A 25,201-nucleotide genomic window follows, 5' to 3' on the forward strand; every position below is an offset into this window, starting at 1 on the left:
GGTTCCTGGAGTTTGGTTCCAAGTGAAAACGCCCGCCGGCGCAAAGGCGGGCGGGCGTTGGATGCTAGGGGAAAAAGTCCGTCAGGCGAAGACGCCGGCGGTGTCCTGCATGCGGGCGGAGACTTCGCCCAGGTGATGCAGCGTGTCGCCGAAGGTCATTTCCATCTGCGTGAGCTTGCGGAAGTAGTGGCTGCCGATGTATTCGTCGGTCACGCCGATGCCGCCATGAAGCTGCACCGAGTTCGCGGCCACATAACGCATCGACACGCCGAGCTGGTACTTGGCGCGTGCCAGCGCCTGGCGTCGCTCGTCGGCCGGGGCGTTGAGCTTGAGCGTGGCGTAGTAGCTCATCGAGCGGGCGAGCTCGAGCTGCATCTTCATGTCGGCGACGCGATGGCGCAGCGCCTGGAAGGTCGAGATGGCCACGCCGAACTGCTTGCGCTGGTTCATGTAGTCGACGGTGAGGGCCACGGTCTTGTCCATCACGCCGACGGCTTCGGCGCAGGTGGCGGCAATGCCGACATCCACCGCATATTCGAGCGCGGCCAGACCGTCGAGCGTGACCAGCGTGGCGTCCGCCTTGTCGAACACGACCTCGGCAGCGCGGCTGCCGTCCTGCGTGCCGTAGCCGCGGGCTTCGACGCCGCTGGCGCTGCGCTCGACCAGGAAGAGGGCGATCTTGCCGCCGACCTTGGCGGGCACCAGGAAGGCGTCGGCCTCATCGCCCACCGGCACCAGGCTCTTGGCGCCGGTCAGCGCATAGCCGTCGCCCGACTTGGCGGCCGTGGCCTCGCACACATCGAGGCGGTAGCGTGCCTTGCGCTCCTGGTACGCCAACACCACGATCGCCTGGCCGCCTGCGATGCGCGGCAGCCAGTTGTCCTTGGTGTCGGCGCCGGCGTAGCCGCTGAGCACCGCACCGGCGATCAGCGTCTGCGCGAAGGGCTCCAGCACGATGCCGCGGCCCAGTTCTTCCATGACGACCATGCCGGCCACCGGGCCCATGCCCAGGCCGCCGTCGTCTTCGGCGATGTAGAGGCCGCCCAGGCCGAGTTCGGCCAGTTCGTCCCAGGCCTCGCGCGAGAAGCCGCCCTTGGCCTCGATGCCACGGCGGCGCTCGAAGTCATAGCCCTTGTCGACCCACTTGCGAACGGCGTCGCGCAGTTGTTCCTGGTCGTCGGTGAAGTTGAAATCCATGTTCTTGTCTCCTCAGCCCAGAACCGTCTGCGCGACGATATTGCGTTGCACTTCGTTCGAGCCACCGTAGATGGTGGTCTTGCGCATGTTGAAGAAGGTCGACGTCAGCGGCGCGAGCGCCGGGTTGCCGCCCGGGAAGTTGCCCTGCCAGCCGGCTTCCATGGCCTCGCGGATCAGCGGCAGCGAATACGGGCCGCCGGCCAGCATCATCAGTTCGCTGTAGCGCTGCTGGATCTCGCTGCCACGGATCTTGAGCAGGCCCGCGACGTCGAGCGAGTTCTTGCCCGAGGTGGCGGCCGAGAGCACGCGCAGCACCATCATCTCGAGGGCGACGATGTCGACCTCGAGCCTGGCGATCTCGTCGCGGAAGCGCTGGTCGTCATAGAGGCCTTCGCTCTTCGCGATGCGCTTCAGGCGCTCGAGCTCGCGCTTGGCGCGGTTCACGTCGGCGATGTTGGTGCGTTCGTGCGAGAGCAGGTGCTTGGCGTAGGTCCAGCCCTTGTTCTCTTCGCCGATCAGGTTCTCGGCGGGCACTTCGACGTTGTCGAAGAACACCTCGTTCACTTCATGACCACCGTCGAGCAGCTTGATCGGGCGCACGGTCACGCCGGGCGACTTCATGTCGAGCAGCAGGAAGCTGATGCCCGTTTGCGGCTTGCCTTCGTTGCTGGTGCGCACGAGGTTGAACATCCAGTCGCCGTACTGGCCGAGCGTGGTCCAGGTCTTCTGGCCATTGACGATGTACTTGTCGCCCTTGCGTTCGGCCTTGGTCTTCACGGACGCGAGGTCGGAGCCCGAACCGGGTTCGCTGTAGCCCTGGCTCCACCAGACTTCGCCGCTGGCGATGCCGGGGAGGAAGCGCTTTTGCTGTTCGGCGTTGCCGAAGGCCATGATCACCGGCGCCACCATCACGGGACCGAACGGAATGATGCGCGGCGCGCCGGCCAGCGCGGTTTCTTCCTCGAACAGGTGGCGCTGGATGGCGGTCCAGCCCGGGCCGCCGAATTCCTTCGGCCAGCCGTAGCCGAGCCAGCCCTTCTTGCCGAGGATCCTGGCCCAGCCCTGCAGATCGTCGCGCGTCAGCTCCAGCGCGTTGTGCACCTTGTGCGAAATCTCTTGGGGAAGGTTTTCTTTGACCCAGGCGCGAACCTCTTCGCGGAACTTCTGTTCTTCGGGTGTGAAGCTCAAATCCATGCGTGCCTCGCTGTGTTGATCGGTTCACCGCAGACGCGGTGTGTCTCCGGAACCGTGAGTTTTAGCACGGTCGTGCTGCGAAGCGGTGTCCGCGCCGCGACAAGCGTGGGCACAGATAATCCCGCCTTCCCATGAAGAACATCGTGATCCTGATCTCCGGCGGCGGCTCCAACATGGCGGCCATCGTGCGCGCCGCCGAGCGCGACCGCTGGGCCGAGCGCTTCGGCGCACGCATCGCCGCCGTGGTGAGCAACAAGGCCGAGGCCGGCGGGCTGGCAATCGCCAAGACACACGGCATCGACACCACAGTCATCCCGCACAAGGATTTCGCCACCCGCGAAGCCTTCGACGCAGCGCTGGCGACGGCGGTCGACGGCTACGCGCCGGCCCTGGTGGTGCTGGCGGGGTTCATGCGCATCCTGACGCCGGGCTTCGTCGGCCGTTATGCCGGCCGGCTGGTGAACATCCATCCCTCGCTGCTGCCGGCGTTCCCGGGACTCCATACGCACCAGCGTGCCATCGAGGCGGGCTGCAAGGTGGCGGGCGTGACGGTCCACCAGGTGACCACCGAGCTCGACCACGGACCGATCCTGGCCCAGGCCGTGGTGCCCGTGCTGCCCGACGACACGGCAGCGACCCTGGCCGGGCGGGTGCTGGGCCAGGAACATCTGTTGTATCCGCGTGCCATTGCCGCGTGGCTGGCAGATACATCGAGTCACAAACGGTAAAGTTGTTTATATTCGCGGGTTTTCGGGAGCCTAGAAAGTGAAAACCCAATCGTTGCTGCTGGCTGTTGCCAGCGCCGCCCTGATGGCGGGCTGTGCCGCCCCGGCGCCCGCGCCTGCCCCGGCACCTGCTGCGCCGCCACCTGAACCGGTCTACCAGTGCAACGCCGATGGCGCCCGCTTTGCCGTGGGCCAGCCGCTGACGCCCCAGCTCGAAGCCGCCGCCCGCGTGCGCGCAGCCGCCGGCACGGTGCGCGTGCTGAAACCCGGCGACGCGGCCACGACAGAACTCAATGGCGGTCGGCTCAATCTCGACGTCGATGCTCGCAGCCGCGTGACGGACGTCCGCTGCGGTTGATGGAACTCGGAATTGCTATGAAAAATGTAGCAATTCATTCAGCAAGGCGGGCATGCACAGCCCGCCTGGCTAGATCGGGGTGAATCGTTGCCGGGGCGTGCCGTCGATCTCGATGGTTTCGCCGAACATGGCGGCCGGCCGGACTCAGAGGCCATGGGCACCGTACAGGGCGCGATACAGCGTCATCGGCTCCAGCGTCTCGCTGTGGCGCACGGTGCCGAGCACCTCGTATTCGCCGCCCTTGTAGTGGCGGTAGCGGCCGGGGGGTGTTTCGATCAGGGGCGGGAGGTCTTCGTCGTTCAACGGGGGCTTCTTTCTTCAAAAACTGTCGGGGCTTGATTTGACGGGAGTCGGATGGATCGCGCTGATTTTGTTCACCTGGTTCGACTGAGCGAGCACGCCAGCGCGGACGATGGTGCGCGCTATCGACGCAGCGTCGCGGCCTTTGCCGCGCTCGGCTACCTGTGGGTGCTGGGCTGTCTCGGACTTTCGGTGGGCATCATTGTCTGGGTGGTTTCCTCGATCGGGGGAGCGCGCTTCAATTTCACGCGGGGCTGGCTGCTGCTGTTCGCCGTGGGGCTGCTGTGGGCCACGCTGCGCGCGCTCTGGGTGCGCTTCGAGGAGCCCGAGGGCGTGGAACTCCGCAGGGCGGACGCGCCGGCGCTCTTCGAGGCGCTGGACCGCATCCGCGGCAGGATCAAGGGGCCGCCGGTCCACCACGTCTATCTCGATGACGAATTCAATGCCAGCATCCGGCAGGTGCCGCGCTTCGGGCTGTTCGGCGGCGCCGTCAACTCGCTGAGCATCGGCCTGCCGCTGATGATGATGCTCGACCGGCGGCGGCTGCTGTCGGTGCTGGCCCACGAGTACGGCCATCTGCGCGGCAACCACGGCAAGCTGAGCGCCTGGATCTACCGCACGCGGCTGTCGTGGCTCAAGCTCGATGCCGACCTGCAGCGCAACGAAGGCGTGATGGCGCTGTTTTCGCAGGCCTTCTTCCGCTGGTACTTCCCGCGCTTCGCGGCCAAGACCTTCGCGCTGGCCCGCCAGGACGAGTACGAGGCCGACCGCATCTCGGGCCGGCTGCTGGGTGCTTCCGTGGCGGCGGCTGCGCTGACCGAGATCGCGATCAAGGGCAACTGGTACGCCAACGAGTTCTGGCCCTGGCATTGGGCCCGCGCCGAGCACGAGCCGCAGCCGCCGGGCCCGTTCGAGGCCCTGCGCAAGCGCGCACACACGCCGCCCGGCGAAGACTTCGCGCGCCAGGCGCTGCGCGAGGCGATGCGCCGCGTCAGCGATCTCGAAGACACCCACCCCGTCTTGCGGGATCGCCTGGAGGCGCTCGACCAAAAGGCGGTCATGCCGGAGTGGTCGATGCGCCCGGCACTCGAGCTGTTGGCCGACGAAAAGCAATGGATCGAGCATTTCGACCAGCAATGGCGCCGCGCCCACGCCTCCGACTGGAAGCAGCACCATGCACACCGGTCGCGCATCCGAGAGCGCATCACCGTCCTGGCCGCGCGTGGCGAGCGCAACACGCCCGATGAGATGGTCGAGTGGGCCGATTCCGAGCGGCGGCTCGATCCCGCCGCCCCCGTGCGCGTGCGCTACGAGAGCGCCCTGCAGATCGCGCCGGAGCATCCCGGCGCGCTGCGCGGGCTGGCCCAGATGCTGCCCGCGAGCGATCGCGAAGCGCGACTTGCCGTGCTCGAACGGCTGCACGGCTCCGGCGCCGCAAGCCGCTGGTGGGCGGCCAGGAGCGCCGTGGCCTCGCTCGAAGATCCCGACGCGGGGCCGCACGATGAAGAGGCGCTGAAGCTGTGGCGCGGCCGTCTCAAGGAGGCGGAAGAGGCCGAGGCGCGTGCTTGGGAAGAGATCACGGGCACGCCGGTCTTCAGCCAGATCTCGCGACACGATCTGAACGATTTCGAGCTGGGCGAGTTGCGGGCCGACCTGGTGCGCTGCCTGCCTGCTTCGCGGGCCTGGCTGGTGCGCAAGAACCTGCACGAATTCCCGTGGCGCCGAGCCTACATCGTGTTCGTCGAGCTACCGGGGCTCGACGACGAAGACCGCTGGAACCTGTGCCGCCAGCTGGAGCAGACCCTCACGCTGCCGGGCGTCGCGCTGGTGCTGTGGGCTGGCCATTCCCCCAAGCTGGAAGACGTCGAGCGGGAGGCCTTCGGGGCCGTCTGGACGCGCGGCGCATAGCCTTTCGGACTAGACGGGGCGGCGGCTGAGACAATCGGGGGATGCACCCCAAAGCCCTGTTGGAGGCCACCGCCGATCTGGTCGGCCTTGTCCTGAAATTCGATCACCCGGCCGACCAAGTCGTTTCGCGGTTCTTCCGCGACCACCGAGAGTTCGGCCCGCGCGAGCGCGCGACGCTTGCTGAAACCGTCTACACCGTGCTTCGCAAGAAGCTGCTGTTCGACCATCTCTCGCCCTCGGGCAGCGGCTCGAAGGAGCGCCGCATGGCGATCCTGGGCTTTCACGGCCCGCGTGATTTTCTGAAGAGCGCGCTCAACGACACCGAAAAGCGCTGGCTCGACAACTGCGACGCCGTCAAGCCGGACGACCTGCTCGAGCGCCATCGCCACAACCTGCCCGAGTGGCTGGTGGTGCCGCTCAAGGCCCAACTGGGCGACGGCTTCTGGCCGTTGGTCGAAGCCCTGCAGCAGCCAGCACCGCTCGATCTGCGCGTCAATGCGTTGACCGACAAGCGCTCGGAAGTGAAGGTGGAGCTTGCGAAGGCTGCTATCAAATCGGAAGCGACCCCGTTCTCGCCATGGGGCCTGCGCATCGACGGCAAGCCGGCACTGACCAAGCTGGACGCCTTCGCCCGTGGCGCCATCGAGGTGCAGGACGAAGGCTCCCAACTGCTGGCGCTGCTGCTGGACGCCAAGCGCGGCGAGATGGTGGTCGACTTCTGCGCCGGCGCGGGCGGCAAGACACTGGCCATCGGCGCGACGATGCGCAACACCGGCCGGCTGTATGCCTTCGACACCTCGGCGCACCGGCTCGACGCGCTCAAGCCGCGGCTGGCGCGCAGCAAGCTCTCGAACGTCCACCCGGCCGCGATCGCACACGAGCGCGACGACCGCATCAAGCGCCTGGCGGGCAAGATCGACCGCGTGCTGGTCGACGCGCCCTGCTCGGGGCTGGGCACGCTGCGGCGCAATCCTGACCTGAAATGGCGCCAGTCGCTCAAATCGGTCGAGGAATTGACGGTCAAGCAAACGGCGATCCTGCAAAGCGCGGCGCGGCTCGTGAAATCGGGCGGCCGTCTGGTTTACGCCACTTGCAGCGTGCTGCCGGAGGAAAACGAGGCGATTGCGGAGGCCTTTGGCGCCGCCAACCCCGATTTCGTGCCCGTGGACGCGGCGGAGTTGTTGCAGGGCCTGAAGGTCGATGGCTCCGAGGCGCTGTGCGCCGGCGGGGAGGGCGGCCGCCGCTACCTGCGCCTGTGGCCGCACCGTCATTCGACCGACGGTTTCTTCGCCGCGGCGTGGAACCGGAAATAGAGGCGGAACTCCAAACTAGGGTTAATCTGCGCTTTTCTTGAAGGTTTAAAGGCTTTGTTTTAGGCCTGCCGCTTTAAAATCGCGGGTTATCTGAAGGCTGCACCTTCGTGTGGCCATGGAGTACCTGACTCAATGTTGCTTCCTGACTCTGCCGTCCTGAATGCGGCCATCCAATGGCTCGGACACGGCCTGTGGGACCTCGCATGGTGGCAAGTCGTGCTGTACACGCTCGTCACCACGCACATCACGATTGCCGCGGTCACGATCTTCCTGCACCGCACGCAGACGCACCGGGCCATGGATCTGGGCCCGATCCCATCGCACTTCTTCCGCTTCTGGCTGTGGCTCGGCACCGGCATGGTGACGAAGGAATGGGTCGCCATCCACCGCAAGCACCACGCCAAGTGCGAAACCGTCGACGACCCGCACAGCCCGCAGGTCAAGGGCATCGACGAAGTGCTCTGGCGCGGCGCCGAGCTGTATCGCGCCGAGTCGAAGAACAAGGAAACGATGGAGCGCTACGGCCACGGCACGCCCGATGACTGGATCGAGCGCAACCTGTATACGCGCTACAGCTGGCAAGGTGTAGGCCTGATGCTGGTGATCAACCTGGCGCTGTTCGGCACGCTCGGCATGGCCGTGTGGGCCGTGCAGATGCTCTGGATCCCGATCACCGCCGCCGGCATCATCAACGGCATCGGCCACTACTGGGGCTATCGCAACTTCGAGGCGCCGGACGCCAGCCGCAACATCATGCCCTGGGGCCTGATCATCGGTGGCGAAGAGCTGCACAACAACCACCACACCTATCCGACCTCGGCCAAGTTCTCGGTCAAGAAGTACGAGTTCGACATCGGCTGGATCTACATCCAGGCGATGCAGGCGATTGGCTGGGCCAAGGTCAAGAAGGTGCCGCCGAAGATGCAGATGGGCGACATCCAGCCCGTGGCCAACGAGAAGACGCTCGAGGCCGTCATCGCCAACCGCTATGAAGTCATGGCTGGCTACGCGCGCGAAATGCGCCGTGCCACCAGCCAGGAACTCGACGCGCTGAAGACCAAGGGCGCCGACCTGTCGGTGCTCAAGGCTGCCAAGCGCTGGCTGCACCGCGACGACGACAAGGTGCCTGCCTCGGCTCGTTCGCACATTGTGCAGGCCCGTGCTGCGCACCCGGTGCTCGACAAGATGGTCACCATGCGCGAAGAGCTGCGCCAGCTGTGGCTGAACACCTCGCAATCGCGCGAGCAGCTGGCGGCCGATCTGGCAGCTTGGTGCCACCGGGCAGAAGCCAGCGGCATTGCCGGCCTGCGCGACTTCTCGACCCGCCTGCGCGCTGCACGCGCCTGACGCGAGCCACGCGCCAATCAAAAAGCCGGCTTGATCGCCGGCTTTTTTACGCCTGTCGTTTCTTGCGGCATGCCCCGCTTTTACGATGAGGGGAGGGCGAGAGCGAAAACTGCAGGCAACAAAAAACCCGCTGGGTAAGCAGCGGGTTTTTTGTTTGGGAAAACCAGGGAGCCGAATTACTTCAGCTTGATTTCCTTGTATTCGACGTGCTTGCGCGCCTTCGGGTCGAACTTCATGATCGACATCTTTTCAGGCATCGTCTTCTTGTTCTTGCTGGTCGTGTAGAAGTGGCCGGTACCCGCGGTGGATTCCAGCTTGATCTTTTCGCGTCCGCCTTTGCTCGTTGCCATGTTTCAGCTCCTTAAGCTTGGCCGCGTGCGCGCAGGTCTGCGAGCACGGCGTCGATACCGTTCTTGTCGATCAGGCGCAGTGCAGCGCTCGAAACGCGCAGGCGAACCCAGCGGTTTTCAGTCTCGACCCAGAAACGGCGGTATTGCAGGTTCGGCAGGAACCGGCGCTTGGTTTTGTTGTTGGCGTGGGAAACGTTGTTTCCGACCATCGGGCCTTTGCCCGTTACGTCGCATACGCGTGCCATGTGGACACTCTTTCTTGAACAGCTGGCACCGGCGCAATCGTGGCGATTGCAGGTGTTTTGCAGCTTGACCTCGCCAGAAAACGGGTGGCGGTACCCCGGCTTTGCCTGTATGCAGGAATCCTCGTGAGAGGGCCCTGTTTCGGCAAAGCCTCGGATTATAGCCCTTTTGGGGCCCGCACTGGCTACAGCGTGCCGTCCTGCTCCAGGAAGCGCTGGGCATCGAGTGCCGCCATGCAGCCGGTGCCCGCGCTCGTGATGGCCTGGCGATACACGTTGTCCTGCACGTCGCCGGCGGCAAACACCCCTGGAATGCTCGTCATCGTAGCGAAGCCCTGCAGGCCCGATCGGGTCAGGATGTAGTTGTCCTTCATCTCCAGTTGGCCCTGGAAGATGTCGGTGTTGGGATGGTGTCCGATGGCGATGAAGCAGCCCTTGAGGTCGACCTGCTCGGTGGCGCCGGTCTGTGTGTTCTTGATCCGAATGCCCGTCACGCCCGAGTCGTCGCCGAGCACCTGGTCGAGTTCGTTGTGCAGCTTCAGCACGATCTTGCCTTCGGCGACCTTCTCGTTGAGCTTGTCGATCAGGATGGGTTCGGCGCGGAACTTGTCGCGGCGATGCACCAGCGTCACCTTGTTCGCGATGTTGGCGAGGTAGAGCGCCTCTTCCACGGCGGTGTTGCCGCCGCCGATGACGCAGACTTCCTGCTCGCGGTAGAAGAAGCCGTCGCAGGTCGCGCAGGCGGAGACGCCGCGACCCATGAACTTCTGTTCGGAATCAATGCCCAGGTACTTCGCGGAAGCACCCGTGGCAATGATCAGCGAGTCGCAGGTGTAGGTGCCACTGTCGCCGGTGAGGGTGAAGGGGCGCTTGCCCAGGTCGACCTTGTTGATGTGGTCGAAAACGATCTGCGTCTTGAAGCGCTCGGCGTGCTCCAGGAAGCGCTGCATCAGGTCGGGCCCCTGCACGCCGTGGACATCGGCCGGCCAGTTGTCGACCTCGGTGGTGGTCATCAGTTGGCCGCCTTGTGCGATGCCGGTAATGAGCAAGGGCTGAAGGTTTGCGCGGGCTGCGTAAACGGCTGCGGTATAGCCGGCCGGGCCGGAGCCGAGAATCAAAACCTTGGCGTGTCGAGGAGCGGACATGAGTAGAAAACCTAAGATATACGCTGCTTCAGCGTGTACATTTTCAGGGTGGTAGCGATATATATGGAGTATCACTGCCCGGTTCAACACCGGGTAAACGGTGTTTTCAATGCGCGCGATTGTAGTAATCCATCGGCTTGCTCTTCGGACTGCTCCGCGCGCTGTCTCAGGGATTGATAAATGTCGATGCTGTCCAACCTCGAATTGCTTCGGCGCGTTCCGCTGTTCGCGTCGCTGACGGCCACGCAGTCCGCCAGCATCGCGGACGCGATCATCAAGAAGCGCTTCAAGCGCGCGGAGGTCGTGGTGGAGCAGGGCAAGAAGTCCGATGCGCTCTACATCATCCTGACCGGCCGCGCGCGCGTCACCAGCGCCGACAGCCGCGGGCGCGAGGTCATCCTCGCCACGCTGCACCCCGGCGACTACCTGGGAGAGATGAGTCTCATCGACGATGAGCCGCACTCGGCCACGGTGCGTACCGAAATCCAGTGCGACGTGCTCATGCTGGGACGCGACGCCTTCGCGCGCTGCCTGCCCGAGAATTCCTCGATGGCCTACAACATCATGCGCGGCCTGGTGCAGCGCCTGCGCCATGCCGACCGCAAGATCGAGTCGCTGGCACTGATGGACGTCTACGGCCGCGTGGCCCGCTCGCTGCTCGAATTCGCCGTCGAGGACGGCGCCGGCAATCTCAAGGTGCGCGACAAGATTTCCCGCCAGGACCTGGCCAAGATGGTGGGCGCTTCACGCGAAATGGTGAGCCGCGTGATGAAGGACCTCGAAGAGCGCGGTTTCGTGCAGACCCTGGAAGACGGGTCGATGATCGTCAAGGAACGGCTCCTGTCGTTGGCTTGAACCTCCAGGGCCGGGCCGCCGTTGCCGGCGGTCCCGGCCTTTTGTTGTAGTGTTCGTGCTTCCGGCCCCGATCTTCCGGGCCGGGCGCCGTGTTTTTCATGACCTATTCGCTCAATACGCTTCAATCTTCTTCCGCCGCCGAGGGGCAACCCGTGCGCATGCGCGCCATGCGCTTCGCCCACGAAATCACGCTGATCGCAGGCTTCGCGGCGCTGTTGTTCTGGCTGCTCGCGATGCTGAGCTTCACGCCTTCCGATGCCGCCTGGTCCACCTCGGGCACGGGGGGCGAAATCAAGAATTGGGGCGGCCGCATCGGCGCCTGGCTGGCCGATGGCAGCTATTACCTCGCCGGCTATTCCGTCTGGTGGTGCCTTTTTGCCGGGCTGCGCGCCTGGCTTTCGTCGCTGGCCAACTGGCTGCGCGGCGGCGAGCCTGCATCCGGCGAGCAACCGGCACCGCGTGGGCGCTTCAACCGCAGCCGCCTTGCGTTCTGGTTCGGGCTCGTCCTGCTGCTGTGCGCGAGCACCATGCTCGAATGGTCGCGCCTGTACCGGCTCGAGGCGCACCTGCCGGGCTCCGGTGGCGGCGCGCTGGGCTATCTCGTGGGACCGGCCAGCGTGCGCTGGATGGGCTTCACCGGATCGGCGCTGGTGGCCATCGCCGGCGGCGTGATCGGCTCGGCGCTGGTGTTCCGTTTCTCCTGGAGCCTGATCGCCGAGCGCATCGGCGCGCGTGCCTACTCGCTGTTCGAGTCACGCCGCGAGAAGCGCGAAATGGCCGCCGACATCGCCATGGGCAAGCAGGCCGCCCGCGAGCGTGCCGAGGCCGACGAACCTGCGTTCACGCGCGGCGACCCGGACCGGGCCGAGCCCTCGCTGGCTTCGTCGTCAGGTGGTGCCTTCGACGACGACGAGGACGAAGTCCGCCTCGAGCCGCGCCCCAAGCGCCGCCCGCCATCGCCCCCGGTGCAGATCGAGCCCGCGATGACCGAAGTGCCCAGGAGCGACCGCGTCGTCAAGGAGCGCCAGAAGCCGCTCTTCAAGGAACTGCCCGACAGCAAGCTGCCGCAGGTCGACCTGCTCGACGCCGCGCAAGCGCGCCAGGAAACTGTTTCGTCCGACACGCTCGAGATGACCTCGCGCATGATCGAGAAAAAGCTCAAGGACTTCGGCGTCGAGGTGCGCGTGGTGCTCGCTTCGCCCGGCCCCGTCATCACGCGCTACGAAATCGAGCCCGCCACGGGCGTCAAGGGCTCGCAGATCCTCGGCCTCGCCAAGGACCTCGCGCGCTCGCTCTCGCTGGTGTCGATCCGCGTGGTCGAGACCATTCCGGGCAAGAACTACATGGCGCTCGAACTGCCGAACGCCAAGCGCCAGTCGATCAAGCTCAGCGAAATCCTGGGTTCGCAGATCTACAACGAAGGCAAGTCGATGCTCACCATGGGCCTCGGCAAGGACATCATCGGCAACCCGGTGGTGGCCGACCTCGCGAAGATGCCGCACGTGCTGGTGGCCGGTACCACCGGCTCGGGCAAGTCGGTGGGCATCAACGCGATGATCCTGTCACTGCTCTACAAGGCCGAGGCACGCGACGTTCGCCTGCTCATGATCGACCCGAAGATGCTCGAAATGTCGGTCTACGAAGGCATTCCGCATCTGCTGGCGCCCGTGGTCACCGACATGCGCCAGGCGGCGCACGGCCTGAACTGGTGCGTGGCCGAGATGGAGCGCCGCTACAAGCTCATGAGCAAGCTCGGCGTGCGCAACCTGGCCGGCTACAACACCAAGATCGACGAAGCCAAGGCGCGCGAGGAGTTCATCTACAACCCCTTCAGCCTCACGCCGGACGATCCGGAGCCGCTGCGGCGCGAACCGCACATCGTCGTGGTCATCGACGAACTGGCCGACCTGATGATGGTGGTAGGCAAGAAGATCGAAGAGCTGATCGCCCGTCTCGCGCAGAAGGCGCGCGCCGCAGGCATCCACCTCATTCTTGCCACCCAGCGCCCGAGCGTTGACGTGATCACCGGCCTTATCAAGGCCAACATCCCGACGCGCATCGCGTTCCAGGTGTCGAGCAAGATCGACAGCCGCACCATCCTCGACCAGATGGGCGCCGAGGCGCTGCTCGGCATGGGCGACATGCTCTACATGCCCAGCGGCACAGGCCTGCCCATTCGCGTGCACGGCGCCTTCGTCAGCGACGAGGAAGTGCACCGCGTGGTGGCCTATCTCAAGAGCCAGGGCGAGCCCGACTACATCGAGGGCGTGCTCGAAGGCGGCACGGTCGATGGCGACGGTGACGGCGACCTGCTCGGCGGCGGCGATGCGGAAAAAGACCCGATGTACGACCAGGCGGTCGAGGTCGTGCTCAAGAACCGCAAGGCCAGCATCTCGCTGGTGCAGCGCCACCTGAAGATCGGCTACAACCGCGCCGCGCGCCTCGTCGAGGACATGGAAAAGGCCGGCTTGGTCAGTGCGATGAGCGGCAGCGGCCAGCGCGAAATTCTGGTGCCGGCGCGCGCGGCGGAGTAATTCGCTGCGCGGGTTTTCAAGATTCAGGTTACGTGCTGAAAGGCAATTTGCAAAAACGCCGGTCGGCATTGCAAATCTTCATGAAGCCCTGCAGTTGCCGCAATTCGCGGCGGTTAGGGTCGATGCCAATGCCACAGCTTTTCCAAGCGAGGAATCCAAATTGAAATTGCGTCATTGGCTGTTGATCGGCCTCCTGAGTTCCACCAACGCCTGGGCCGGCGGGCTCGAAAGCCTTGAAACCTTCGTCAGGACGGTCAAGTCCGGCCGCGCCGATTTCACCCAGACCGTGACCGCCCCGGCGCGCGAAGGGCAACCGGGCCGCACCAAGACTTCGAGCGGCACCTTCGAATTCCAGCGCCCCGGCAAATTCAAGTTCGACTACCAGAAGCCCTTTGCGCAGGTCATCGTGGCCGACGGCAAGACACTGTGGCTCTACGACGCCGACCTGAACCAGGTCACGCAGCGCGCGCAGGCGCAGGCGCTGGGCTCCACGCCGGCGGCGCTGATCGCCGCGGCGCCCGACCTGAAGGCCCTGCAGGCCGATTTCACTCTCGAGGCCGCGCCGGAGCGCGACGGCCTGCAATGGGTCAAGGCCACGCCGAAGAACAAGGACGGCCAGCTGCAGAGCGTGCAGGTCGGCTTCCAGGGCGAGGCGCTGGCAGCGCTCGAAATCCTCGACAGCTTCGGCCAGCGCTCGGTGCTCAAGTTCGGCAAGGTCGAGGTGAACCCGTCGCTGCCGGCAAGCGTGTTCGACTTCAAGCCGCCGGCCGGCGCGGACGTCGTCAAGCAATAAACCCACAGGCTTGGCCACCACCGCCCACCAACCCCTTGCCGAGCGCCTGCGTCCCAAAACGCTGGGCGACGTGATCGGCCAGCAGCACCTGCTCGGCCCGGGCATGCCGCTGCGCATCGCGTTCGAATCGGGCCAGCCGCATTCCTGCATCCTCTGGGGGCCGCCGGGCACCGGCAAGACCACCATCGCGCGGCTCATGGCCGATGCGTTCGACGCGCAGTTCCTGAGCATCAGCGCGGTGCTCGGCGGCGTGAAGGACATCCGCGAAGCGGTGGAGCGCGCCACCGCCGCACGCGACGGACTGGAGCAGCAGCGCACCATCGTGTTTGTCGACGAGGTGCACCGCTTCAACAAGAGCCAGCAGGATGCCTTCCTGCCGCATGTGGAGTCGGGCCTCTTCACCTTCATCGGCGCGACCACCGAGAACCCTTCGTTCGAGGTCAACTCGGCCTTGCTTTCGCGTGCTGCCGTGTACGTGCTGCAGCCGCTCGGCGAAGACGACCTCAAGCAGATCGTGGCGCGCGCACAGGCCATCCAGGCCGTGCCCGCCATCGACACAGCGGCGGTCGATCGCCTCGTGGCCTATGCCGACGGCGATGCACGCCGGCTGCTCAACACCCTTGAAACGCTCGCGGTCGCGGCCCGCGCCGAAAAGCTCGAACACATCACTGACGAGTGGCTGCTGCGCGTGCTCGGCGAGCGCATGCGGCGCTACGACAAGGGCGGCGAGCAGTTCTACGACACCATCAGCGCGCTGCACAAGTCCGTGCGAGGCAGCGACCCCGACGCCGCGCTCTACTGGTTCGTGCGCATGCTCGACGGCGGCGCCGATCCGCGCTACATGGCGCGCCGGCTGGTGCGTATGGCCAGCGAAGACATCGGCCTGGCCGATCCGCGCGCCCTGCGCCTGGCGCTCGATGCGGCCGAGGTCTATGAACGGCTGGGTACCCCCGAGGGCGAACTGGCGCTGGCCGAATGCGTGGTCTACCTCGCGATCGCGCCCAAGTCGAACGCCGTCTACAAGGCCTACAACGCGGTGCGCGCCCTCGTGAAGAAGGACAGCACGCGACCCGTGCCCATGCACCTGCGCAATGCGCCCACCAAGCTCATGAAAGAGCTCGACTACGGCAAGGGCTACCGCTATGCGCACGACGAGGAGGGCGGTTTCGCCGCCGGCGAGCGCTATCTTCCGCAAGGGCTGGAAGGCCAGGTCTTCTACGAGCCCGTCGAGCGTGGACTCGAGATTCGCATTGCGGAAAAGCTGCGCGAGCTGCGCCGCCGGAACGCCGAAGGCAACGGCTGATACTTGCTTGCAGCGTGCCTGCAAAGCGTGCATGGCCCTACGCGCATACAGCATGACGTGAGCGGGTAAACCCCGGTCGCCGCGCACCAAATCAAAGCTGGTGCGTGACTACAATCCCGCCCACAAATCCGCCGGCGACACATGTTGGCTGGTTTTTTGCTTGTCAACCCAGGGGCGCCAAACCGGTGCCCGGCGGGTGAATGGCACCCCGCAACGGTGCAACACATAGGAAATCGCGTTATGGACATTTTGCTGCAGCAGATCATCAACGGTCTGGTACTGGGCAGCATGTATGCCTTGATAGCCTTGGGCTACACCATGGTGTACGGCATCATCAACCTCATCAATTTTGCGCACGGAGAAGTGCTGATGGTGGGGGCTCTCACGAGCTGGACCATCATCGGGCTCATGAAGGACGGCATGCCCAACACACCGGGCTGGCTGATCCTCCTCATCGCGTTGATCATTGCCTGCATCGTCGCGGCAACCCTCAACTTCGTGATCGAGAAGGTGGCCTACCGGCCCCTGCGCAACAGTCCCAAGCTCGCGCCGCTGATCACGGCCATCGGCATGTCGATCCTGCTGCAGACGCTGGCCATGATCATCTGGAAGCCGACCAACAAGGCCTACCCCAACCTGCTGCCGACCGACCCCATCCACGTGGGCGGCGCGGTGATCTCTCCCACACAGGTCATGATCCTGAGCGTCACGGCTTTCTCGCTCGTGGTGCTCATGTGGCTGGTCAACTACACCAAGCTTGGCCGCGCAATGCGCGCCACCGCGGAGAACCCGCGCGTCGCTGCCCTCATGGGCATCCGGCCCGACATGGTCATCTCGGCCACCTTCATCATCGGCGCCGTGCTCGCGGCCATCGCCGGTGTGATGTATGCGTCGAACTACGGCATCGCCCAGCACGCTATGGGCTTCCTGCCTGGCCTCAAGGCCTTCACTGCGGCCGTGTTCGGCGGCATCGGCAACCTTGCCGGCGCAGTGGTCGGCGGGATCCTGCTGGGGCTCATCGAGGCGATCGGCTCGGGCTACATCGGAACGCTGACGGGCGGCGTGCTCGGCAGCAACTACAGCGACATCTTCGCGTTCATCGTGCTGATCGTCATGCTCACGCTGCGTCCGTCCGGCCTGCTCGGCGAACGCGTGGCGGACCGTGCCTGAGGAACGAGCCATGAAAAACAGCAAGAACCTCGCCTTCTACATCATCGGCATCATCGCCGTGCTCGCGCTGCCCCTGCTGCTGCAGATGCAGGGCAACGCCTGGGTGCGCATCGCCGACATCGCATTGCTCTACGTGATGCTGGCACTGGGCCTGAACATCGTGGTCGGCTATGCCGGCCTGCTCGACCTGGGCTACGTGGCCTTCTTCGCGATCGGGGCCTACCTGTACGCGCTGATGGGCTCGTCGCACCTGACCGAAACCTTCCCGTGGTTCGCGCAGATGTTTCCAAACGGGCTGCACACCTCGCTGCTGATCGTGATTCCGCTGGCCCTTGCGGTGGCCGGTTGCCTGGGCGTGCTGCTCGGTGCCCCCACGCTCAAGCTGCGCGGCGACTACCTCGCCATCGTCACGCTCGGCTTCGGCGAAATCATCCGCGTGTTCCTGAACAACCTCGACCAGCCGGTGAACATCACCAACGGTCCGAAGGGCATCACCGCCATCGACTCCATCAAGTTCTGGGGCCTCGACCTCGGCAAGGCATGGAAGTTCGACGGCTTCTCGATCTCCTCGGTCTCGCTGTACTACTACCTGTTCCTGGCGCTGGTGATCGCCACGATCATCATTTCGCACCGCCTGCAGACTTCGCGCGTCGGCCGCGCCTGGATGGCCATCCGCGAAGACGAGATCGCGGCCAAGGCAATGGGCATCAACACCCGCAACATGAAGCTGCTGGCCTTCGGCATGGGCGCCAGCTTCGGTGGCGTGTCGGGCGCCATGTTCGCGGCCTTCCAGGGCTTCGTGTCGCCCGAGTCCTTCAGCCTGATGGAGTCGGTGATGATCGTCGCGATGGTGGTGCTCGGCGGCATCGGGCACCTGCCCGGCGTCGTCCTCGGTGCCGTGCTGCTGGCCGCGCTGCCCGAAGTGCTGCGCTATGTCGCCGGCCCGCTGCAGTCGTTGACCGACGGCCGCCTCGATGCTTCCATCCTGCGCCAGCTGTTCATCGCGTTGGCCATGATCATCATCATGCTGGTGCGTCCGCGCGGCCTCTGGCCCTCGCCGGAACACGGCAAGACGCTGGCCAAGAAGGGCGGAGTGCCCGTCGACCCGGCCCACGCGGCCGTGGCCCCCGGATCGCTGCAAACGCATGCGCCGGGCATCGATACGCCCGCCGATGAATTGCCGGGTGCGGCTTCGCGTCCCATGTCGATCAATCCCTGAACGCCGAAGGAAAAATCAACATGACGACAGACACCATCCTCGACGTCCGCGGTATTTCCAAACGCTTTGGCGGGCTGCAAGCCTTGTCCGACGTGGGCATCACCATCAAGCGCGGCCAGGTCTACGGCCTGATCGGCCCCAACGGCGCTGGCAAGACCACCTTCTTCAACGTGATCACCGGGCTGTACACGCCCGACAGCGGCACCTTCGAGCTCGCCGGCAAGCCCTACCAGCCGACGGCCGTGCACGAAGTGGCCAAGGCCGGCATTGCGCGCACCTTCCAGAACATCCGCCTCTTCGCCGAAATGACGGCGCTGGAGAACGTGATGGTCGGGCGCCACATCCGCACCCATTCGGGTGTGTTCGGCGCCATCCTGCGCACCGGCAGCTTCAAGGCCGAGGAAAAGACCATTGCCGACCGCGCGCACGAGTTGCTCGACTACGTCGGCATCGGCAAGTTTGCCGACTACAAGGCGCGCACGCTGTCGTACGGCGACCAGCGCCGCCTGGAAATCGCGCGCGCACTGGCCACCGACCCGCAGCTCATCGCGCTGGACGAGCCCGCCGCCGGCATGAACCTGACCGAGAAGGTCGCGCTGCGCGAGCTGATTGACCGCATTCGCCGCGACAACCGCACCATCCTGATCATCGAACACGACGTCAAGCTCATCATGGGCCTGTGCGACCGGGTCACCGTGCTGGACTACGGCAAGCAGATTGCCGAAGGCACCCCGATGGACGTGCAGAAGAACGAGAAGGTGATCGAGGCCTACCTCGGCACCGGAGGCCACTGACATGAGCACCGCAACCATGAGCGAACAAGAAACCTCGTCCACCGCCGCGCAAGCCAAGGCGGCCGGCAAGACGCTGCTGAAGGTCAGCGGCCTGAAGGTCGGCTACGGCGGCATCCAGGCCGTGAAGGGCGTGGACTTCGAGGTGCGCGAAGGCGAACTGGTGTCGCTGATCGGCTCCAACGGCGCCGGCAAGACCACCACCATGAAGGCCATTACCGGCACGCTGCCGGCCGGAGCCGGCAACATCGAATTCCTGGGCCGCAGCATCAAGGGCCGCGGTGCGTGGGACCTGGTGGAAGAGGGTCTCGTGATGGTGCCTGAAGGCCGTGGCGTGTTCACGCGCATGACCATCACCGAGAACCTGCAGATCGGCGCCTACATCCGCAAGGACAAGGCCGCCATCGCGAGCGACATGGAGCGCGTGTTCGTCACCTTCCCGCGCCTGCGCGAGCGCAAGGACCAGCTGGCCGGCACCATGTCGGGCGGCGAGCAGCAGATGCTGGCCATGGGCCGTGCGCTGATGGCGCGCCCCAAGGTGCTGTTGCTCGACGAGCCGACGATGGGTCTGTCGCCGATCATGTGCGACAAGATCTTCGAAGTGGTGCAGACCGTGGCCTCGCAGGGCGTGACCATCCTGCTGGTGGAGCAGAACGCCAACCGCGCGCTGCAGCTGGCCGACCGCGGCTACGTGATGGAGTCAGGCCTGATCACCATGAACGGTGAAGCCAAGGCCCTGTTGAGCGACCCGCGCGTGCGGGCCGCCTACCTCGGCGAATAAGCAAGCCTCCTACCCCATTGCCGCCGCCGCAGCCTTGATGGCCTCGCGGATGCGGCCGTAGGTGCCGCAGCGGCACACGTTCTCGATGGCGTCGATGTCGGCGTCCGTCGGGTTGCGCGTGCGGCGCAGCAGGTCCACCGCCGCCATGATCTGCCCCGGCTGGCAGAAGCCGCATTGAGGCACGTCGAGGTTCATCCAGGCCTGCTGCACCGGGTGCAGCGTGTTGCCGTTGGCCAGGCCCTCGATGGTCGTCACCTGGCGGCCGCGCACGTCGGACACGCGCACCGAGCAGGTCGTCACGGCCTTGCCGTCGACGTGGCAGGTGCAGGCCTTGCACACGTTGATGCCGCAGCCGTACTTCGGGCCGGTGATGCCGAGCTTGTCACGCAGCACCCACAGCAGCGCCAGGTCGTCTGGCGCCTCGACGTCCACGTTCTGGCCGTTCACCTTGAAAGATTGCACAGGCATGGCGGGTCTCCTCAGGCGGGGATCGGAACGTTGACGGGCGTGGGCAGCTTGCCCGGCGGGATCGGCGTGAAGTCGACCGGGAAGTTCAGCGGGAAGCTGCGCGGCTTGATGCCGGTGGCGCGCCCATAGGCGTTGGCAATGGCGCCCGAGCTCGCCGACAGGCCGACCTCGCCCAGCCCGCCGATGGCCTCGCCGTTGGCCGGCAGGATGATGACCTTCACGTCCTTCGGGTAGTGCTTCATGCGCGAGAAGTGGTACTGCGAGTAGCTGCCTTCCAGCGGCAGGCCGTTCTGGATGTGCAGCCCCGCCGACAGCACCAGCGCGATCGATTCGCACAGGCCGCCCTGCAGCTGCGCCTCGATGCCCGAGGGGTTGATCGGCGTGCCCACGTCGATCGCGATCGTGGCGCGCACCACCTTCGCGGCCGACGGCACGCGCGCGTCGATCTCGACGATGCAGGCCGTGAACGACTTCGTCTCCTGGTGCACGCCCACGCCCTGCGCAAAGCCCGCCGGCATCGCCTTGCCCCACTGCGCGGCTTCCGCCACCGCCTTGAGCACCGCGCGGGCGCGCGGCAGGCGCAGGTACTCGAGCCGGAAGGCGACCGGGTCCTTGCCCGCGGCGCGGGCCATCTCGTCGACCAGGATCTCTTCCACCAGCCGCGCGGGCTGGATGTGCACCGAGCGGTACGAGCAGGTGTTCATGTCCATCGGCACCGGCGTCAGCAGCTTGGTCGTGACGCCGAAGTTGTAGGGCGAGGTCACCATGGTCTTGAACATCACCTGCTCGATCGCGAAGTTGCCCACCGTCTGCGGGAAGGCATTGGGCAGTGCGATGGCGGCGGCCTCGAGCATGTTGCCGAAGCCGTGGCGCGTGTCCAGCCGCACGCTGGCGATGCGCTGCTCGAAGGCGATGACCTGGCCCAGCAGCATCGTGGCGCGTGCCTTCTGGTAGATCGGCGGGCGGATGCGCGTGTGGCGCATGTCGTCGGTGCGGTGGTACATCAGGCGACAGGGGCGCCCCAGCGCCTTCGACACCTGGATCGCCTGCAGCACCGGGTCCCAGAACAGGCGCCGCCCGAACGAGCCGCCCGAGGGCACCACATGCACGACAACCTTGTTCAGCGGCAGGCCCAACTCGGCGGCCACTGCCTGCTGGGTGACGATGGGGCTCTGCAGCCCGGCCCAAATTTCGGCGCGATCCGCTCGCACGTCCGCAATCGCACATTCGACTTCCATCGGGCAGTGCGCGGCCGGCGCGAACTCGAACTCGGCCTCGACCGTCAGCGCGCCCAGCGGCGGCAGCGCAAAAGGCAGCAGCGACGACTTCAGCTTGCTCATGATGGTGGCGTTCGACTCGCCGTCGAGCGGGCCGGCGCCCCAGGTCACGTCGAGCGCGTTCACCGCGGCCCAGGCCTGGCCGAAGGTTTCGGCCATCACCGCCACGCCCGGCGGCGTCGGCGTGATGCCGTTCGTGGCGGGAATCGGCACCACGCCGATCACGCCCGGCATGCCCATCACCGTGTTCAGGTTGTTGATGCCGACGAACTTGCCGTTGATGGTCGGCGGGCGCCGCACCATCGTCGGCTTGGCGCCGGGCACCGCCTGGTCGAGCGTGAACTTCTTGCGCCCGGTGACGATGTCGAGTGCGTCGAGCCGCGTCACGCGCTGGCCGACCACCGAGGGCGTCGAGCCCGAGAGCAGGCCGCCGAGGCCGCCCAGCATCGGCATGCCGGCGTGCATCGAACGCACGCTCGACGAGCCGCCGGTGAGCTGGTTCCAGATCAGCTCGGGGCTGGCGTCGGCCGACGTGACTTCGATGGCGCTCAGCGGCAGGCGCATCTTGTCCGCCAGCATCATCGCGGTCGCCGTGGCGATGCCCTGGCCGACTTCGAGGCGCGGCAGCGCCAGGCGCACGCGGCCGTCGCCGGTGTTCGTCACCTTCACCAACGGCATGGTCGGCAGCGACGTCAGCGTGACCGCGTCGCCGATGTCGATCAGGTCGGTGGTGTCGGGCGGGGTCATCGGCAGCAGCGCGGCCACAGCGGAAGCGGGCGCCGTGAGGGCACCGAGCCCCGCGATGCCGGCCGCCGCCGATGCCAGCGGTGCGGCCGTGGCGTAGCCCAGCACGTCGCGCCGGCGCAGGCCGTGCGCGTCTCCACCGTCCGGTCCGCGCGCGGGGCGCGGGTCCTTGTTCGAACGCTTCATCGTTGTCTCCTTGTTGTTTGGCGAACGCGGATGACTGTGGCACCATCGCCGCGCCGAAGATGTCGTTGCAACGACATTTCTTACGGTCCCCCGCCGACCGGCGCCTGCGACGGATCGGCCGATGCGATGTCACGAGGGACGACAGCAGGAGGCGCGATGTCGAACGCGTTGGAGAACATGCTTCGCGAGAGCTTGTGGGCGCGCGCGCTCACGGACGACGAACTCGACCACGTCGTCCAGGAGTCGCACGAGCGCGTGGTCCCGGCCGGCGGCTTCGTCGTGCGGCGCGGCGAACCCGCCGATCATTGGATCGGCGTGATGGATGGCCTGCTGAAGATGTCGGTGTCGCTGCCCGACGGGCGCGTCTCCACCTTCACCGGCGTGACCGCTGGAGGCTGGAGCGGCGAAGGCTCGCTGCTCACCCCCGGACGCTGGCGCTACGACGGCGTGGCGCTGCGGCCCACGCGCGTGGCTTGCGTGCCGCGGCGCAGCTTCGAGCGGCTGATGTCCACCAGCATCGACTTCAATCGGTTTCTGTTGTTACACATCAATGCGCGACTGAGCCTGTTCATCGGCCTCATGGAATTCGATCGGCTGCTCGGCCCCGACGCGCGCGTGGCGCGCTGCCTGGCCAGCCTGTTCGACCCCATCCTCTATCCGCGTGCCACCCGCTTCGTGCGGCTGAGCCAGGACGAGATCGGCCTGCTGTCGGCGGTGTCGCGCCAGCGTGCCAACCGCGCGCTGCATGCGCTGCAGCGCGACGGCCTGTTGCGTATCGAACATGGCGGCGTGGAAGTGCTCGACCTCGCAGGCCTGCGCACGTACCAGAGCGGGGCGGCCGAAGCGGCGGCGGCCGTGGCTGCGGCCACCGACACGCAGGCCGTAGCGCCCCTGCACGACCTCGTCAGTCCACCTTCGCCCCGGTGGCCTTGACCACCTGCTCGTACTTGGCGAGTTCGCTCTTCATGAAGCTGCCGAACTGCTCGGACGAATTGCCGACCGGCTCGGCCAGCATCGAGGCGAAACGGGTCTTCGTTTCCGGCGCATTCAGCGCGGCGACGAAGGCCTGGTTCAGCTTCACGACCACCTCGTGCGGCGTGCCGGCCGGCGCGACCAGGCCCCACCACGTGTCGATCGAGAAGCCCTTGAGCGTGTCGGCAATGGGCGGCACGTCGGGCAGCGCGTTGCTGCGCTGCAGGGTCGTCACCGCAATGGCCTTCAGCTTGCCCGAACGGATGTTCGGCGCCGCGGTGGCGAGGTTGTCGAAGTTGAAGTCGACCTGCCCCGAGATCAGCGCCAGCTGCGCCGGGCTGCCGCCGTTGTACGGAATGTGCAGCGCGAAGATGCCCGCTTCCTTCTTGAACAGCTCGCCCGCGAGATGGCCGGCGCTGCCGTTGCCGCCGCTGCCGTAGTTGAGCTTGGCCGGGTTGGCCTTGGCGTAGCGGATCAGGTCGGCCACGCTGTTGATGTTCAGGCGCTTGGCCGTATCGGCGTTCATCACCAGCACGTTGGGTACGCGGACCATCTGCGTGATCGGCGCGAAGTCGGTCGCGGCGTTGAACGGGATCTTGCTGTAGAGCCAAGGGTTCACCGCGTTGGTGGCGGTGGCCGCGATGCCGATCGTCAGGCCGTCGGCGGGCGCCTTCGCCACGATGTCGGCACCGATGTTGCCGCCCGCTCCGGGCTTGTTGTCGATGATGACCGGGCCCAGCGTGTCCTTGACGCGCTCGGCCAGGATGCGCGCGGTGTTGTCGATCGGGCCGCCTGCCGCGTAGGGCACGACGAGGCGGATGGGGCGCTGCTGTTGCTGCGCCATTGCCTGGCTGGTGCCCAGCAGGGCGGTGGCGCTGGCGAGCAGGGTGAGAAGGAAGTGTCTCGTCTTCATTGTCTTTTTTGGGTTGTCTCAGGGAAGGGCCTTGTCGGCCTCTGTGGTGAATGCGTCGGCAAAAAATTCCTCTTCGGGCAGGCCCGCCAGCGCCACGTAATCGCGCTTGGCCGAGTCGACCACGATGGGCGCACCGCAGGCATAGACCTGGTGGCCCGACAGGTCGGCGAAGTCTTCCAGCACGGCTTGGTGGACGAAGCCGGTGCGGCCGGTCCAGTTGTCTTCGGGCGTGGCGTTGGAAATGACGGGCACGTAGCGCAGGCTCGGCATCTGCGCCATCTCCTCGCGCACCCAGGCGTCCATGTACAGGTCCTCGGGCCGGCGCCCGCCCCAGTAGAGCGTGGCGGGCCGCTCGATGCCCTTGAATTTCATGTGCTCGAGCAGCGCCTTGATCGGCGCGAAGCCCGTGCCCGAGGCCAGCAGGATCATCGGCTTGGCGGAATCCTCGCGCAGGAAGAAGCTGCCGAAGGGGCCCTCGATGCGCAGGATTTCCTTTTCCTTCATCGTGCCGAACACATGGTCGGTGAACTTGCCGCCGGGCAGGTGGCGCAGGTGCAGTTCGATGCCCGTGCCGGGCTGGCCCAGCGTGTGCGGCGCATTGGCCATCGAGTAGCTGCGGCGTGCGCCATCGCGCAGGATGAACTCCACGTACTGGCCGGCGTAGAACTGCAGCGGCTCGCCGGCCGGCAACTGCAGGCGCACCATCATCACGTCGTGCGACAGGCGCGCGAGGCCTTGCACCCGTACCGGCATCTTGCGGATCGGCAGGGCGCCGGCCTCCGTGACCTGTCGCGACTCGAGCACCACGTCGCTCCGGGCGTGCGCACAGCAGGTCAGCACGTAGCCGGCGAGCTGTTCCTCGGCGCTCAGGGCCTTGCTCTGATGGGGCCCCAGGGTGACCTCTCCCGACAGCTTCTTGCACTTGCACGAGCCGCAGGCGCCGTCCTTGCAGCCATAGGGGAGGCCGATGCCCTGTCGGATGCCCGCCGCGAGGATGGTCTCGTCGCCATGGACCACGAAATGGCGTCCGCTAGGTTCGACGTGGATGGAAAAGCCCGCTTCGTGCGGCGCTGTAGCAGTCATCGGTATTCTTCGAGGTGAACTCTTCGCGGGCCG

23 protein-coding genes and 1 pseudogene are annotated in these 25,201 nt (G+C 66.0%); 14 read left to right on the forward strand and 10 right to left on the reverse strand.

Going from position 1 to position 25,201, the window contains the following annotated elements; all coding sequences use genetic code 11:
- Positions 1–81: 81 nt before the first annotated feature.
- Together ASC92_RS01945 and ASC92_RS01950 are read right to left on the reverse strand one after the other, a co-directional pair.
- Positions 82–1,197, reverse strand: coding sequence for an acyl-CoA dehydrogenase family protein (locus ASC92_RS01945; protein WP_056509789.1), 1,116 nt, complete (start codon positions 1,195–1,197; stop codon positions 82–84).
- Between the two features lie 12 nt (positions 1,198–1,209).
- The gene (locus ASC92_RS01950; protein WP_056509791.1) at positions 1,210–2,391 is read right to left on the reverse strand and encodes an acyl-CoA dehydrogenase family protein; all 1,182 of its coding nucleotides are present in this window, start codon (positions 2,389–2,391) and stop codon (positions 1,210–1,212) included.
- Positions 2,392–2,522: 131 nt separating this feature from the next.
- Between ASC92_RS01950 and purN the strand changes: the two genes are divergently transcribed.
- Positions 2,523–3,119, forward strand: a complete 597-nt coding sequence (gene purN, locus ASC92_RS01955) for a phosphoribosylglycinamide formyltransferase (protein WP_056509793.1) — start codon at positions 2,523–2,525, stop codon at positions 3,117–3,119.
- Positions 3,120–3,156: 37 nt separating this feature from the next.
- On the forward strand, positions 3,157–3,474 hold the full coding sequence (locus ASC92_RS01960; protein ID WP_056509795.1) for an I78 family peptidase inhibitor: 318 nt from the start codon (positions 3,157–3,159) through the stop codon (positions 3,472–3,474).
- A 69-nt stretch (positions 3,475–3,543) separates the two neighbouring features.
- On the opposite strand, the pseudogene ASC92_RS01965 reads toward ASC92_RS01960, so the two are convergent.
- Positions 3,544–3,777 (reverse strand): annotated as a pseudogene (locus ASC92_RS01965) (DUF1653 domain-containing protein).
- A gap of 51 nt (positions 3,778–3,828) precedes the next feature.
- Between ASC92_RS01965 and ASC92_RS01970 the strand changes: the two are divergent.
- From ASC92_RS01970 to ASC92_RS01980, 3 genes are all read left to right on the forward strand, one after another.
- Positions 3,829–5,682: a M48 family metallopeptidase gene (locus ASC92_RS01970; protein ID WP_056509798.1), complete on the forward strand. Its 1,854-nt coding sequence runs from the start codon at positions 3,829–3,831 to the stop codon at positions 5,680–5,682.
- Positions 5,683–5,723: 41 nt separating this feature from the next.
- Positions 5,724–6,995, forward strand: coding sequence for an RsmB/NOP family class I SAM-dependent RNA methyltransferase (locus ASC92_RS01975; RefSeq protein WP_056509800.1), 1,272 nt, complete (start codon positions 5,724–5,726; stop codon positions 6,993–6,995).
- Between the two features lie 132 nt (positions 6,996–7,127).
- Positions 7,128–8,342, forward strand: coding sequence for a fatty acid desaturase (locus ASC92_RS01980; protein ID WP_056509802.1), 1,215 nt, complete (start codon positions 7,128–7,130; stop codon positions 8,340–8,342).
- A 176-nt stretch (positions 8,343–8,518) separates the two neighbouring features.
- On the opposite strand, the gene rpmG is transcribed toward ASC92_RS01980, so the two are convergent.
- The 3 genes from rpmG to trxB all read right to left on the reverse strand — a co-directional run bounded on the left by rpmG (position 8,519) and on the right by trxB (position 10,079).
- Positions 8,519–8,692, reverse strand: a complete 174-nt coding sequence (rpmG, locus tag ASC92_RS01985) for a 50S ribosomal protein L33 (RefSeq protein WP_007830291.1) — start codon at positions 8,690–8,692, stop codon at positions 8,519–8,521.
- A gap of 11 nt (positions 8,693–8,703) precedes the next feature.
- Positions 8,704–8,937 carry a 50S ribosomal protein L28 gene (gene rpmB / locus ASC92_RS01990; RefSeq protein ID WP_007830293.1) on the reverse strand — a complete coding sequence of 78 codons (234 nt, stop codon included), beginning with the start codon at positions 8,935–8,937 and terminating at the stop codon, positions 8,704–8,706.
- A gap of 182 nt (positions 8,938–9,119) precedes the next feature.
- Positions 9,120–10,079: a thioredoxin-disulfide reductase gene (gene trxB, locus ASC92_RS01995; RefSeq protein WP_056509804.1), complete on the reverse strand. Its 960-nt coding sequence runs from the start codon at positions 10,077–10,079 to the stop codon at positions 9,120–9,122.
- 180 nt (positions 10,080–10,259) lie between these two features.
- On the opposite strand from trxB, the gene ASC92_RS02000 reads away from it, so the two are divergent.
- From ASC92_RS02000 to ASC92_RS02035, 8 genes are all read left to right on the forward strand, one after another.
- Entirely contained in the window at positions 10,260–10,934 is a 675-nt protein-coding gene (locus tag ASC92_RS02000) for a Crp/Fnr family transcriptional regulator (RefSeq protein ID WP_056509806.1), read from the forward strand.
- A 98-nt stretch (positions 10,935–11,032) separates the two neighbouring features.
- Complete coding sequence (locus ASC92_RS02005; RefSeq protein ID WP_056509808.1) at positions 11,033–13,468, forward strand: DNA translocase FtsK; 2,436 nt, start codon at positions 11,033–11,035, stop codon at positions 13,466–13,468.
- 160 nt (positions 13,469–13,628) lie between these two features.
- Entirely contained in the window at positions 13,629–14,261 is a 633-nt protein-coding gene (gene lolA / locus ASC92_RS02010; protein ID WP_056509810.1) for an outer membrane lipoprotein chaperone LolA, read from the forward strand.
- 10 nt (positions 14,262–14,271) lie between these two features.
- Complete coding sequence (locus tag ASC92_RS02015) at positions 14,272–15,564, forward strand: replication-associated recombination protein A (RefSeq protein ID WP_056509812.1); 1,293 nt, start codon at positions 14,272–14,274, stop codon at positions 15,562–15,564.
- A gap of 240 nt (positions 15,565–15,804) precedes the next feature.
- A complete protein-coding gene (locus ASC92_RS02020; RefSeq protein WP_056509814.1) occupies positions 15,805–16,734 on the forward strand; it encodes a branched-chain amino acid ABC transporter permease in 930 nt (309 codons plus the stop codon).
- A gap of 10 nt (positions 16,735–16,744) precedes the next feature.
- Positions 16,745–17,953: a branched-chain amino acid ABC transporter permease gene (locus tag ASC92_RS02025; RefSeq protein ID WP_056509816.1), complete on the forward strand. Its 1,209-nt coding sequence runs from the start codon at positions 16,745–16,747 to the stop codon at positions 17,951–17,953.
- 20 nt (positions 17,954–17,973) lie between these two features.
- Positions 17,974–18,747: an ABC transporter ATP-binding protein gene (locus ASC92_RS02030; RefSeq protein ID WP_056509818.1), complete on the forward strand. Its 774-nt coding sequence runs from the start codon at positions 17,974–17,976 to the stop codon at positions 18,745–18,747.
- Positions 18,748–18,763: 16 nt separating this feature from the next.
- Positions 18,764–19,525 carry an ABC transporter ATP-binding protein gene (locus ASC92_RS02035; RefSeq protein ID WP_056511771.1) on the forward strand — a complete coding sequence of 254 codons (762 nt, stop codon included), beginning with the start codon at positions 18,764–18,766 and terminating at the stop codon, positions 19,523–19,525.
- Positions 19,526–19,534: 9 nt separating this feature from the next.
- On the opposite strand, the gene ASC92_RS02040 is transcribed toward ASC92_RS02035, so the two are convergent.
- Positions 19,535–19,993: a (2Fe-2S)-binding protein gene (locus ASC92_RS02040; protein ID WP_007830311.1), complete on the reverse strand. Its 459-nt coding sequence runs from the start codon at positions 19,991–19,993 to the stop codon at positions 19,535–19,537.
- Positions 19,994–20,004: 11 nt separating this feature from the next.
- Entirely contained in the window at positions 20,005–22,200 is a 2,196-nt protein-coding gene (locus tag ASC92_RS02045) for a xanthine dehydrogenase family protein molybdopterin-binding subunit (RefSeq protein ID WP_056509820.1), read from the reverse strand.
- Positions 22,201–22,356: 156 nt separating this feature from the next.
- Here ASC92_RS02045 and ASC92_RS02050 point away from each other — a divergent pair, with 156 nt between their 5' ends.
- A complete protein-coding gene (locus tag ASC92_RS02050; protein ID WP_056509822.1) occupies positions 22,357–23,133 on the forward strand; it encodes a Crp/Fnr family transcriptional regulator in 777 nt (258 codons plus the stop codon).
- On the opposite strand, the gene ASC92_RS02055 is transcribed toward ASC92_RS02050, so the two are convergent.
- Both ASC92_RS02055 and ASC92_RS02060 read right to left on the reverse strand, forming a co-directional pair.
- Complete coding sequence (locus ASC92_RS02055) at positions 23,105–24,085, reverse strand: Bug family tripartite tricarboxylate transporter substrate binding protein (RefSeq protein WP_056509824.1); 981 nt, start codon at positions 24,083–24,085, stop codon at positions 23,105–23,107. The two genes, ASC92_RS02050 and ASC92_RS02055, sit on opposite strands and share 29 nt — an antisense overlap.
- Positions 24,086–24,103: 18 nt before the next feature.
- Positions 24,104–25,168 carry a CDP-6-deoxy-delta-3,4-glucoseen reductase gene (locus ASC92_RS02060; protein WP_056509827.1) on the reverse strand — a complete coding sequence of 355 codons (1,065 nt, stop codon included), beginning with the start codon at positions 25,166–25,168 and terminating at the stop codon, positions 24,104–24,106.
- Positions 25,169–25,201 lie beyond the last annotated feature (33 nt).

The organism is Variovorax sp. Root411 (assembly GCF_001425205.1).
In the GTDB taxonomy this organism is placed as follows: domain Bacteria; phylum Pseudomonadota; class Gammaproteobacteria; order Burkholderiales; family Burkholderiaceae_C; genus Variovorax.